The organism is Sphingomonas sp. BK345, assembly GCF_014193845.1.
GTDB lineage: Bacteria > Pseudomonadota > Alphaproteobacteria > Sphingomonadales > Sphingomonadaceae > Sphingomonas.
This window is the reverse complement of sequence record NZ_JACHZX010000001.1, coordinates 650,019-662,099: the sequence shown is the minus strand read 5'-3', so window position 1 is coordinate 662,099 and position 12,081 is coordinate 650,019. Positions and strand designations below refer to the sequence as shown.

Below are 12,081 nucleotides of genomic sequence, written 5' to 3'. Positions count from 1 at the left end.
CGTAGGCCTGACGGAGGGGTGTTGCCGCTCGTGAGCCTCGATAGACTCACCCCTGGCGACACCCCTCCGTTGCGCTGCGCGCGCCACCTCCCCTTGCAGGGGAGGATTGGAGAGGAGGCTTCCTCAGCCTCGCGCCACTTCCGCATAGGGCATCACCAGCGTCCCGTCGGGTGCGGCGGTGTAGGTGGTCTGCGTGGGGTAGGCGATGCCGATCTTCTCGTCGGCGAAGCGCCGCATGATCGCCACCATCAGCCGGTCGCGCGTGGCGTGCGCGGTGGCCCAGTCGTCCCCCGGCGTGTCGACCTGGAGCGCATAGTCGAGGCTCGAGGCGCCGAACGTCTCGAAGCCGCACCGCGCCACCTTGGCGCCCTCGGCCTCGACCAGCTCGGTCAGGATCGCGGGCACGCGCGCCAGCGTGTCGGGCGGTGTCTCGTAGGTGACGCCGATCGTGTAGGACACGCGGACGTGATCGCGCAGCGAGGTGTTCTGGATCTCCTTGTCGAGCAGGTTGCGGTTCGAGATGATCCGCAGCTCGCCGGTAAAGGAGCGGATCCGCGTCGATTTCAGCCCGATCGACTCGATCACGCCGCTGGTGGTGCCGTAGCTGACCTTGTCGCCGCGGCGGAACGGGCGGTCGAAGATGATCGCCAGCGCGGCGAACAGGTCGGCGAAGATGCCCTGCGCGGCGAGACCGATCGCGATGCCGCCGACGCCGAGCCCCGCCACCAGCCCGGTGACGTTGACCCCGAGATTGTCGAGCACCACCACCAGCGCGATCGCGAACACCGCGACGCTGACGAGGAGGCGGATCAGCCCCATCGCGCTCATCAGCGCCTCGCCGGTGTAATGTTCGCCGCGGGTGCGATGCTCGATCGCGCCGAGGATCAGCTCGCGCGCCCAGATCGCGCCCTGGAAGGTGACCGCCACCTTGAACAGGAAGGCGATCGTCGCGTCCAGCTCGGGCGGGGTGGCGGCATAGCCGCTCACCAGCCGCGCCGAGAGCATGACGATGAAGAAGGCGTTGGTGCGCTCCACCGCGCGCCCCAGCACCGCCGACCAGCCCTTGCCCGAGGCGCTGCGCCGCGCCAGCCGCGGACCGAACGCACGTAGCCAGAACAGCAGCAGCGCGAGCGCCACGCCGATGCCGAGCGCAATCAGGATCTGCAGCCAATGCTCCTGCAGCCAGGTGACGCTCGCGCCGAGCAGCGCCTGAAGCTGGTCGCCGACGCGGCCGGCGTCGATCGACGCGGCCGGCTTGGTCGCGGCCGCCTTGGTGTCACTCATCTCAGGCCGCCTTCAACTCGCACGCACCGGTTTGCTCCAGGAAGGCGATCAGCCCGCGTTCGGTGCGGGTCAGATACTGGCTGGCGCGCGGTAGCCGCAGCGTCTGCCGGAACGCCGCCTGCGCGGCTTTGTCCTTGCCGAGCTCGATCAGCGCGGGATGCACGTAGGATTTGCGCGCAATCGCGGGGGTGTTGCCGAGCCGCTCGACCACCGGCTCGAGCATCGTCTTGAGCCCGATCGGCGCGGGCGCCTCGACCAGCGCCTCGAACGCCACGACGCTTGCGCCCCAGGTGCGGAAATGCTTGGCGGTGAAGCCGTCGCCCATCGCCTCGCGGAGATAGGCGTTGACGTCCGACGAGGTCACCGCATGCGGCGCGCCGTCGTCCCCGACGTATTGGAACAGCTTTTGTCCGGGCAGGTCCTGGCACTTCTTGACGAAGCGCGCGAGGCTGCCGTCGGTGATGCGCAGCTTGCGGGTCTTGCCCGACTTGGCCTTGTACTGGAGCGCCAGCGTGCTGCCCTTGATCTGCGCGTGGCGGTCACGCAGCGTGGTCAGGCCGTAGCTCTTGTTGGTCTTGGCGTAGGTCTCGTTGCCGATGCGCAGTGCCGCCATGTCGAGCAGTTTGACGATGGCGGCGACGGTGCGCTCCTTGCTGTGCGTGCGTTTATCGAGATCGGCCTCGACGCGCGCGCGCAGCTTCGTCAGCGCGCGGCCGAACGGGGCGCAGAGGTCGTATTTGGCCGCCTCCTGCTGCGCGCGGTAGTCGAGATGGTAGCGATATTGCTTGCGCCCCTTCTCGTCCCAGCCGACCGCCTGGATATGCCCGGTCGGGTCCGGGCAGAACCAGGCGTCGGTATAGGCAGGGGGCAGGCCGATCGCGTTGAGCCGGTCGATCTCGTCGCGGTCGGAGATGCGCGCGCCGTCGGAATCGTAATAGGCCCAGGCGCCGTGCCGCGTTTTCTTGCGCGTGATACCGGGCTCACCGTCGTCGAAATAGACGATGTGGCAGCCGTTTCCGGTCGTGCGCTCCGCTTCTACGCTCATGTCGCGGGAAATGCGCGGGCTGCCGCATCGTTCCGGAACGGGCGTGCGGCGGCGGGGTTGGGACCGCGTCGAACCGACACGTATCAGGAGATTTCCCATGGCCGACCTGTCGCAAGCCCGCGTGCTGATGCTCGCCGCCGACGGCTTCGAGACGGTGGAGCTGTTCGAGCCGCGTCAGGCGCTGGAAGCCGCCGGCGTCACCGTGACGCTCGCCTCGATCAAGCGCGACCCGATCCAGGGCATGAAGCAGGACATCAACCAGGCCGAGACCGCCACGCCCGACCTCACGCTCGACGAGGTCGAGGTCGACGACTACGACGCGCTGGTGCTGCCGGGCGGCGTCGCCAACCCGGACAAGCTGCGCGTCGAGGCCAAGGCGGTGCAGATCGTCCAGGATTTCATGGACGAGGACAAGATCGTCGCGGCGATCTGCCACGCGCCCTGGCTGCTCGCCGAGGCCGACGTGATCGACGGGCGCCGGCTGACCGGCTTCGAGTCGATCCGCACCGACCTGGAGAATGCCGGCGGCGAGGTGGTCGACGAGGAGGTCGTGGTCGACGACAATCTCATCACCAGCCGCAAGCCCGACGACATCCCCGCCTTCAACAAGGCGATCCTCGCTGCGCTGACCGAGGAGCTCGGCGCCGACGAGGAGGAGGAAGAGGAGGCGTAAGGGTCTCAAGATCCTCCCCTGCAAGGGGAGGATTGTAGGTTACGCCCCCACCGCCTCGACCACGCTCGCGAAGCCGTCGCGCGCGAGGCACGCCGCCAGCTCGGACACGATCCGCCGCGGCAGCCCCGGCCCGTCGTAGATCAGCGCGGTATAGACCTGCACCAGGCTCGCCCCGGCGCGGATCCGCGCATAGGCCTCCGCCCCGCTGTCGATCCCGCCGGCCGCGATCAACGGCAGGGCGCCACCCGTGGCGCGGCGGAAGTCGGCGAGCCGCTCGGCTGCGAGCGACCGCAGCGGTGCGCCCGACAGCCCGCCGGCCTCGCCCGCGTGTGCGCTCCGCAAGGGCGGGCGGCTCACCGTGGTGTTGCTCACGATCAGCGCGTCCACGCCCGCGTCGAGCGCGGCGCGCGCGATCGAGTCGACCAGCGCCGTCTCGAGATCGGGCGCCACCTTGAGGAACAGCGGCGTGGCGCCGCGCGCGGCGACGCAGGCGGCGAGCAGCTCGGCCAGCGCGGCGCCGTGCTGCAGGTCGCGCAGCCCCGGCGTGTTGGGCGAGCTGACGTTGATCGTGACATAGTCCGCCACCGGCGCCGCGGCGCTCACCCCCGCGACATAGTCGGCGACGCGGTCGGCCGCGTCCTTGTTGGCGCCGACGTTGATCCCGAGCACGCCACCGTAGCGCCGCGCCGCCGCGGCGCGCGCCACGCCCGCGGCGAGCCCGCCGTTGTTGAAGCCCATGCGGTTGATGATCGCGCGGTCCTCGGCCAGCCGGAACAGCCGCGGGCGCGGGTTGCCGGGCTGCGCGCGCGGCGTGAGCGTGCCGACCTCGACCGAGCCGAAGCCGAGCCGCATCAGCCCGGCGATCGCGCGCGCGTCCTTGTCGAGCCCGGCGGCGAGCCCGACCGGGTTGGGGAAATCGATCCCGACGACGCGCGTCGGCAGCCGCGGCATCGCGCTACCCAGCGGCCCGCCCAGCGTGCCCCAGCGCGCTAGGGCGCCGAGCGCGACGTCGTGCGCGCGCTCGGGCGGCAGCGCCAACGTGGCGCGGTGGAGGAGGGAGGAGATCGCCATATCGCGTCTGTCGTCCCCTCCCGAGGCGAGATCAAGCCGTACGAATTGTAAAGATTCGACTTGAGCGAGATGAATCTATCCAATCCTTCCGCGACGAGTCGTGTGCATAACGCGACTGCGACCCGAAGGGCTTCCGAACGGAAGTTCTTTCCTCAAGGGCCCGGCAGCCTCTGCCGGGCCCTTTTTTTGCGCCCGGCGCGAACCCGCGCGGTTGATTTCGCGCCGAAGGGCGGCCACATGCCAATCGGAACGATCTACTCCGATTTGAGAGTCGATCGCAACTGCTTAGCTGGGAACGATGCGCCTCTCGAGCCTGACCGATTATGCCGTGGTGCTGCTCACCGCCGCCGCGCGCCACTGCGGCGGGCTGGCGCGGATGAACGCCACGTCGCTCGCCGAGGAGACCGGCGTGCCGCTGCCCACTGCGCAGAAGCTGGTCAGCCGGCTCGCGGCGGCGGGGCTGATCGACAGCACGCGTGGCACCGGCGGCGGGATCCGGCTGGCGCGCCCGCCCGCGATGATCACGCTGGCGGACGTGGTCGAGGCGGTGGAGGGGCCGATCGCGCTCACCGCCTGCGTCGACGCCGCCGAGCACGACTGCGCGATCGAGGGCAATTGCCGCGTCAAGCCGCACTGGAACGCGGTCAATCAGGCGGTGCGCGGCGCGCTCGCGGGGGTGACGCTGGCGTCGCTCGCCGCCGCGCCCACGCCCGCGCCCGAACAGATGAAGGTTGAGGCATAACATGGCCACGAAGAACGCCGAGGCCCATGCGGCCGTCGCCAAGAAGTATGAGTGGGGCTTCGCCACCGACATCGAGCAGGACTTCGCGCCCAAGGGGCTGAGCGAGGATACCGTCCGCTATATCAGCGCCAAGAAGAACGAGCCCGAGTGGATGCTCGACTGGCGGCTCAAGGCGTTCCGCCTGTGGCAGACGATGCAGGCGCCCGACTGGGCCAAGCTCAACGTGCCGCCGATCGACTATCAGGACGCGTACTACTACGCCGAGCCCAAGCAGAAGAAGACGATCGCGTCGCTCGACGAGCTCGACCCCGAGATCCGTCGCACCTACGAGAAGCTCGGCATCCCGATCAAGGAGCAGGAAGTGCTCGCGGGGGTCGAGGGCGCGCGCAAGGTCGCGGTCGACGCGGTGTTCGACTCGGTCTCGGTCGCGACCACCTTCCGCGAGGAGCTCAAGGCGGCGGGGGTGATCTTCCTGTCGATCAGCGAGGCGATCCGCGAATACCCTGACCTCGTCCGCAAGTGGCTGGGCAAGGTCGTGCCGCAGCGCGACAATTACTTCGCGACGCTCAACTCGGCGGTCTTCTCAGACGGCACCTTCGTCTACGTGCCCGAGGGCGTGCGCTGCCCGATGGAGCTCTCCACTTATTTCCGCATCAACGCCGAGAATACCGGCCAGTTCGAGCGCACGCTGATCGTCGCCGACAAGGGCGCGTATGTCAGTTATCTCGAGGGCTGCACCGCGCCGATGCGCGACGAGAACCAGCTCCACGCCGCGGTGGTCGAGCTGGTCGCGCTCGACGACGCCGAGATCAAATATTCGACCGTGCAGAACTGGTATCCCGGCGACGAGAACGGCGTCGGCGGCATCTACAACTTCGTCACCAAGCGCGCGCTCTGCCAGGGCAGGAACAGCAAGGTGAGCTGGACCCAGGTCGAGACCGGCTCTGCGATCACCTGGAAGTACCCGAGCTGCGTGCTCGCGGGCGAGAACAGCGTCGGCGAGTTCTACTCGGTGGCGGTGACCAACAACCGCCAGCAGGCCGATACCGGCACCAAGATGATCCACCTCGGCAAGGGCTCGCGCTCGACGATCGTGTCGAAGGGCATCTCGGCGGGGCGGTCGGACAATACCTATCGCGGGCTGGTGCGCGTCGCGCCGACCGCGGAGGGCGTGCGCAACTTCACTCAGTGCGACTCGCTGCTGCTGTCGGACCAGTGCGGCGCGCACACCGTGCCGTACATCGAGGTGCGCAACCCCTCGGCGCAGATCGAGCATGAGGCGACGACCTCGAAGATCAGCGAGGATCAGCTATTCTACGCGATGTCGCGCGGGCTCGACGCCGAGGCCGCGGTGGCGCTGATCGTCAACGGCTTCGCGCGCGAGGTGCTGCAGCAGCTGCCGATGGAGTTCGCGGTCGAGGCGCAGAAGCTGCTCGGGATCTCGCTCGAGGGGAGCGTGGGGTAACGTTTCGTCCTTCCGTCACCCCGGGCCTGTTCCGGGTGCCAGCCGTCGGCGCGCCTGACGGTCGGTAGGTTGGCGGAAGGGTCGATCCCGGAACACGTCCGGGTTGACGATGGAATAGGCAACGGCCTCCCTGCAGGGGAGGGGCTTCAGGAATGACGATGCTCACGATTGACAACCTTCATGCCGAGATCGACGGCAAGCCGATCCTTAAGGGCCTCACGCTCCAGGTGGACGCGGGCGAGATCCACGCGATCATGGGGCCCAACGGCGCAGGCAAGTCGACGCTCGGCTACGTCCTCGGCGGGCGGCCCGGCTATGAGGTGACCGCGGGCTCGGTCACGTTCAACGGCGAGGACCTGCTCGACAAGGAGCCGCACGAGCGCGCCGCCGCGGGCGTGTTCCTCGGCTTCCAATATCCGGTCGAGATCCCGGGCGTGTCCAACGTCCAGTTCCTGCGCGAGAGCCTCAACGCGCAGCGCGCGGTCCGCGGGGAGAAGCCGTTGTCGGGCGCGGAGTTCCTCAAGGTGGCGCGCGCGCAGGCCGACGCACTCGGGCTCCAGCAGGACATGCTCAAGCGTCCGGTCAACGTCGGCTTCTCGGGCGGCGAGAAGAAGCGCAACGAGATGGTGCAGATGGGGATCATCGACCCCAGGTTCGCGATCCTCGACGAGACCGACTCGGGCCTCGACATCGATGCGCTGCGCGTGGTCGGCGACGGCATCAACCGCATCATGCGCCAGCCGGACAAGGCGGTGCTGCTGATCACCCACTATCAGCGGCTTCTCGATTATGTCCGGCCTGACCGCGTCCACGTGCTGGCGGACGGGCGCATCACGCGATCGGGCGGCCCGGAGCTGGCGCAGCAGCTCGAGCGCGAGGGCTATGCCGAGGTGGCGGCGTGATGATGTTGTTCACGCGAAGCCGCGAAGACGCGAAGAAGATGGTTCACGCGGAGGCGCGGAGACGCGGAGGTGTCGCGCGCGTGGCAGCGCGCCCTCATCACCATACGCGATGTGATGCGGCGGCGCTGGCGCGACGGGGCGCAAAGCCTCCGCGTCTCCGCGCCTCCGCGTGCGAACCTCTTCGCGTCTTCGCGTCTTCGCGTGAACCGAATCACATGGGAGCCGCCGCATGAGCGTGCTCGACCTTCCCTCCAATCGCGAGGAGGCATGGCGCTGGGCCGATCTCGGCGGGATCGCCGCGGCCGCCGCGCTCGCGCCGGTCGCGCGCCCCGACGCGCAGTTCCTCGACCTGCCCGGCGCCAAGCTCCTGTTCGTTGACGGTGAGCTCGACGAAGGTGCGAGCGAGCTCCACCGCGTCAGCGTCGGCGCGATCGCCCCGAGCGACCACGCGCTCGGCCGGCGCGCCGCGCGCGGCTGGACGCTCACGCTCGATGCGCAGGCGGTCGCCGACCCGGTCCAGGTCGTCCATGTCGCCACCGGTGCGGAGAACCATCTCGGCGCCGCGATCGAGCTGGGCGACGACGCGGTCGCGCAGCTGGTCGAGACGTTCGTGGGCGCGGGCTGGTCGAACCGCTTCACCAGCGTCCGGCTGGGGCGCGGCGCGCGGCTGTCGCGCGCGGTGCGGCTGACCCAGGCGGCGGGCTTCGTCTCGCTGCGCGACGAGATCGTGCTCGGCCAGGCGGCGAGCTTCAACGGCACCGTGCTCGCCGCGGGCGACCAGGGCGCGCGCGTCGACGCCGCGCTGACGCTGGCGGGCGAGGGCGGTTACGCCGAGTTCGGCGGTGCGTTGCTCACCCGCGACCGGCTCCAGCAGGAATGCGCGGTGCGCGTGCGCCACGCCGAGCCCAACGGCCAGTCGCACCAATTGTGGCGCGCGGTCGCGGCGGACCAGTCGCAGGCGAGCCTCGCCGCGGCGGTGGAGGTGGCGCGCCACGCGCAGAAGACCGACGGCGAGCAGTCGCTGCGCGGGCTGCTGCTCCACCGCACCGCGACGGTGAACCTCAAGCCCGAGCTGGAGATCTTCGCCGACGACGTGAAATGCGCGCACGGCGCGACCGTGGGCGAACTCGACGCGCGCGCGCTCTTCTACATGGAGAGCCGCGGCATCCCGGCGGCGCGCGCCAAGGCGCTGCTGACGCACGCCTTCGTGGCGGACGCGCTCGACCGCATCGCCGACGAGACGGTACGGGAGGCGTTCGCGGCCGACGCTGCCGCGTGGCTGGAGCGCGCGCTGTGACCCTGTCCTACGCGCGAGCCCGGTGCGATGAGGCGGTGGTGACAACTCCCGGCTCCTCGAACACCGACGCGCGCGTGGGGCGCGGGCGACTCAACATTCGCAATATTGGCGGGGGCGAGCTGGACCGGCTCACCCCCGCCCGTCATCCCGGACTTGATCCGGTATCCATCTCTCCGTGTACCCAGCGGCTGATGCGTGCGCGGAACCATGGACCCCGGATCAAGTCCGGGGTGACGGCAGAGAAGTGGCGGGCGTCGGTCCCCCGCCGCCCCACACCCTCCTCCCGACTCAACTTACTCAACATTGGGGAGCGCGCATGACCGTCCTGACCGCCGATCCCGCCGCGCGCCCGCTCGACGTCGTCGCGGATTTTCCCGCCATCCCCGCCGGCTGGGCCTATCTCGACACCGCCGCCACGGCGCAGAAGCCGCGCGCGGTGATCGACGCGATCACGCGCGGTTACGACACCGATTACGCCACCGTCCACCGCGGCGTGTACCAGCGCTCCGCCGACATGACCCTGGCCTATGAGGCGGCGCGCGAGACCGTCGCGCGCTTCGTCAACGCTACGCCCGACGAGATCGTCTTCGTCCGCGGCGCCACCGAGGCGATCAACCTCGTCGCCCAGTCGTTCGCGGGCACGACGCTGAAAGCCGGCGACCGCATCCTGCTCTCCACGCTCGAGCACCACAGCAACATCGTGCCGTGGCAGATGGTGGCCGAGCGGGTCGGCGCCGCGATCGACGTCGTCCCGCTCACCGCCGACCAGCGCATCGACCTCGACGCCATGGCACGGATGCTCCGCCCCGAGCACAAGCTCGTCGCGCTCGCGCACGTCTCCAACGTGCTTGGCTCGGTACTCGACGTGCGCGGCGCGAGCGAACTCGCGCACGCGGTCGGCGCGACGATCCTGATTGACGGCTGCCAGGCGGTGGCGCGGCTGCCGGTCGACGTGCGCGCGCTCGGCTGCGACTTCTACGTCTTCTCCGGGCACAAGCTGTACGGCCCGACCGGGATCGGCGTGCTGTGGGGCCGGCGCGCGCTGCTCGACGCGATGCCGCCCTACCAGGGCGGCGGCTCGATGATCGATCGCGTGTCGTTCGAGCGCACCACCTACGCCCCCGCGCCGACGCGGTTCGAGGCGGGGACGCCGCACATCGTCGGCGCGCTCGGGCTGGCCGCGGCGATCGACTATGTGCAGGGGATCGGGCTCGAGCGCATCCACGCGCACGAGACCGCGCTGGTGGCGCAGGCGCGTGAGGCGCTCGGCCGCATCAACTCGGTGCGCGTGCTCGGGCCGGCGGACAGCGCCGGGATCGTCTCCTTCGCGATGGAGGGGGTGCATCCGCACGACATCGGCACCATCTTGGACGAGTCGAAGGTGGCGATCCGCGCCGGCCATCATTGCGCGCAGCCGCTGATGGCGGCGCTGAAGGTCGAGGCGACCGCGCGCGCCAGCTTCGGCGTGTACAACGGCCCGGACGACGTCGCCGCGCTCGCCGCGGGGATCGAGCGCGTGGCCCGGATCTTCGGATGACGGTTTTGGATAGGGACGAGGGACGATGAGCGACCCGATCAAGGTCGAGGAAGTCGAGACGGTGCAGGCGCCGCCGCGCGCCAAGGTGTCCGACGCGGTCGAGCCTGCAGGCGGGGAGGGGCGGCAGCGTGACTATCTCGCCGGCTTCCTGGCGCAGCAGCCCGCCGGCGGCGAGGCGCCGCACGAGCCCGGCGGCGCGCTCTATGAGGGCGTGATCGACGCGCTCAAGGAGATCTACGACCCCGAGATCCCGGTCAACATCTACGACCTGGGTCTGATCTACGCCGTCGAGGTGACCGACTCCGGCCAGGCGACGGTGACCATGACGCTGACGACGCCGAACTGCCCGGTCGCCGAGTCGATGCCGGGCGAGGTGGAGATGCGCGTCGCCGCCGTGCCGGGCATCGCCTTCGCCGACGTCAACCTGGTGTGGGATCCGCCCTGGGACCCGCAGAAGATGTCCGACGACGCCAAGCTCGAACTGGGGATGCTGTGATGGCCACCACCCTGCGTGCGCGCCCCGCGGCGCTGAACCTGACGGCGAGCGCCGAGGCGCGGATCGCCGAGCTGATGGGCAAGGCCCCGGAAGGCGCGGTCGGCGTGAAGCTTTCGACGCCGCGGCGCGGCTGCTCGGGGCTGGCCTATTCGGTCGATTACGTCGAGGCGGCGAGCGCGATGGACGAGCGGATCGAGACGCCGGGCGGGGTGCTGTTCGTCGACGGCGCGTCGCTGCTGTACCTGATCGGCTCGACGATGGACTGGGTCGAGGACGATTTCACCGCGGGGTTCGTGTTCAACAATCCCAACGCGAAGGGCGCGTGCGGCTGCGGGGAGAGCTTCACGGTGTGAGGGGCTGGGGGACACGACAGTGATCGCTCCCGCTCCTCTTCCTCCGTCATTCCCGCGAAGGCGGGAATCCAGACACGCTGACGTCTGGTCATGAGGCGCGACGTTCGCGCCTATGGATCCCCGCCTCCGCGGGGATGACGTACGGTAAGGGGCACGCCGGAGGTCGAAAGGGGTGTGTGGTCCTCAGGCGACCGGCGGCTGTGCAGAGGTAACCCTTCAACCCCTTCACCTCGCGCAACATTTCTCCACGGACCCTCCGCCGCGCTGCGGCGTTGCCCGGTATAATGCGAGTCGACCTTTCCTCCGCCGACCTGTGGCGCTCCTTCCGCGCCGACTGGTGGGGCCAGCTGAAGCGCGCCTACACCGCCTCGGACGCCGATAATCTCGGGCTGATCGCGGCCGGAGCCGCCTTCTACATCATCTCCTCGATCGCGCCGATCCTCGCGGTGACGGTGCTCGGCTACGGCCTGTTCGCGGACGCTCAGACGGTGCAGGAGGACATCCGCGCGCTGTTCGCCGCTTTCCCGCGCGATGTGGCGGTGCTGATCGGCCAGCAGCTCGACACGGTCGTCTCGGGCTCGCAGGGCAAGAAGGGGCTAGGCATCATCCTTGCGCTGGCCATCGCGCTGTACGGCGGCAGCAAGGCCGCGACCTCGATGATGACCGCGCTGAACGTCGCCTATGAGGTGAAGGACAAGCGCAGCTTCGTGACCTGGACGCTGACCTCCTTCGCGATCGTGCTCGCCGGCGTCGTGCTGGTGCTGACCGGCATCGCCGCGAGCGCGCTCGCCGCGTTCATCGGCACGCTGATCCCGTGGTTCCCCGCGGTGGTGCTGGTGGTGATCCGGATCGCGACCTATCTCGCGCTCGCACTGCTGGTGATCACCGGCGCGTCGCTGCTGTTCCGCTTCGGTCCCTATCGCCCGCGCGCGCGGCTGCGCTGGGCGACGCCGGGCACGGTGGTGGCCACCGCGGTGTGGTTGCTCGCCAACGTCGGGTTCAGCCTCTACGTCGCCAATTTCGGCAATTACGGCGCGACCTACGGCTCGCTGAGCGCGATCATCGTGGTGCTGACCTGGCTGTGGATCAGCGTCTACGCCTTCCTGCTCGGCGCCGCGCTCGACGTGCAGGCCTATCGCGGACGGCCCGATCATCCCGCCATCTCGGACATAGCCACCGCGGCGCCGCGCGGTTAGGGTCGGCACCGACATCATCG

At 69.5% G+C, this 12,081-nt stretch carries 12 protein-coding genes; 9 read left to right on the top strand and 3 right to left on the bottom strand.

Annotated features, from left to right (window positions below):
* Positions 1-123: 123 nt before the first annotated feature.
* Both FHY03_RS02915 and FHY03_RS02910 read right to left on the bottom strand, forming a co-directional pair.
* A complete protein-coding gene (locus tag FHY03_RS02915) occupies positions 124-1,284 on the bottom strand; it encodes a mechanosensitive ion channel family protein (RefSeq protein WP_183921763.1) in 1,161 nt (386 codons plus the stop codon).
* Position 1,285: 1 nt separating this feature from the next.
* Entirely contained in the window at positions 1,286-2,329 is a 1,044-nt protein-coding gene (locus FHY03_RS02910) for a DNA topoisomerase IB (protein WP_183928625.1), read from the bottom strand.
* A 97-nt stretch (positions 2,330-2,426) separates the two neighbouring features.
* Here FHY03_RS02910 and FHY03_RS02905 point away from each other — a divergent pair, with 97 nt between their 5' ends.
* A complete protein-coding gene (locus FHY03_RS02905; RefSeq protein ID WP_183921761.1) occupies positions 2,427-3,002 on the top strand; it encodes a type 1 glutamine amidotransferase domain-containing protein in 576 nt (191 codons plus the stop codon).
* Positions 3,003-3,041: 39 nt separating this feature from the next.
* Here the strand turns inward: FHY03_RS02905 and FHY03_RS02900 are convergent, their stop codons facing one another.
* Positions 3,042-4,073, bottom strand: a complete 1,032-nt coding sequence (locus FHY03_RS02900) for a quinone-dependent dihydroorotate dehydrogenase (RefSeq protein WP_183928622.1) — start codon at positions 4,071-4,073, stop codon at positions 3,042-3,044.
* A gap of 298 nt (positions 4,074-4,371) precedes the next feature.
* Between FHY03_RS02900 and FHY03_RS02895 the strand changes: the two genes are divergently transcribed.
* The 8 genes from FHY03_RS02895 to FHY03_RS02860 all read left to right on the top strand — a co-directional run bounded on the left by FHY03_RS02895 (position 4,372) and on the right by FHY03_RS02860 (position 12,061).
* A complete protein-coding gene (locus FHY03_RS02895) occupies positions 4,372-4,815 on the top strand; it encodes an SUF system Fe-S cluster assembly regulator (protein ID WP_183921759.1) in 444 nt (147 codons plus the stop codon).
* Between the two features lies 1 nt (position 4,816).
* Positions 4,817-6,280 carry a Fe-S cluster assembly protein SufB gene (gene sufB, locus FHY03_RS02890; RefSeq protein ID WP_183928620.1) on the top strand — a complete coding sequence of 488 codons (1,464 nt, stop codon included), beginning with the start codon at positions 4,817-4,819 and terminating at the stop codon, positions 6,278-6,280.
* Between the two features lie 158 nt (positions 6,281-6,438).
* Positions 6,439-7,182, top strand: a complete 744-nt coding sequence (gene sufC, locus FHY03_RS02885) for a Fe-S cluster assembly ATPase SufC (RefSeq protein WP_183928618.1) — start codon at positions 6,439-6,441, stop codon at positions 7,180-7,182.
* 229 nt (positions 7,183-7,411) lie between these two features.
* Entirely contained in the window at positions 7,412-8,479 is a 1,068-nt protein-coding gene (locus FHY03_RS02880; RefSeq protein WP_183928616.1) for a SufD family Fe-S cluster assembly protein, read from the top strand.
* A 316-nt stretch (positions 8,480-8,795) separates the two neighbouring features.
* Positions 8,796-10,016 carry an aminotransferase class V-fold PLP-dependent enzyme gene (locus tag FHY03_RS02875; RefSeq protein ID WP_183921755.1) on the top strand — a complete coding sequence of 407 codons (1,221 nt, stop codon included), beginning with the start codon at positions 8,796-8,798 and terminating at the stop codon, positions 10,014-10,016.
* A 25-nt stretch (positions 10,017-10,041) separates the two neighbouring features.
* The gene (locus tag FHY03_RS02870) at positions 10,042-10,512 is read left to right on the top strand and encodes an SUF system Fe-S cluster assembly protein (protein ID WP_183928614.1); all 471 of its coding nucleotides are present in this window, start codon (positions 10,042-10,044) and stop codon (positions 10,510-10,512) included.
* Positions 10,512-10,865, top strand: coding sequence for an iron-sulfur cluster assembly accessory protein (locus FHY03_RS02865; protein WP_183921753.1), 354 nt, complete (start codon positions 10,512-10,514; stop codon positions 10,863-10,865). The genes FHY03_RS02870 and FHY03_RS02865 overlap by 1 nt, the downstream gene beginning before the upstream one ends.
* A gap of 284 nt (positions 10,866-11,149) precedes the next feature.
* Positions 11,150-12,061, top strand: a complete 912-nt coding sequence (locus FHY03_RS02860) for a YihY/virulence factor BrkB family protein (RefSeq protein WP_183921752.1) — start codon at positions 11,150-11,152, stop codon at positions 12,059-12,061.
* Positions 12,062-12,081 lie beyond the last annotated feature (20 nt).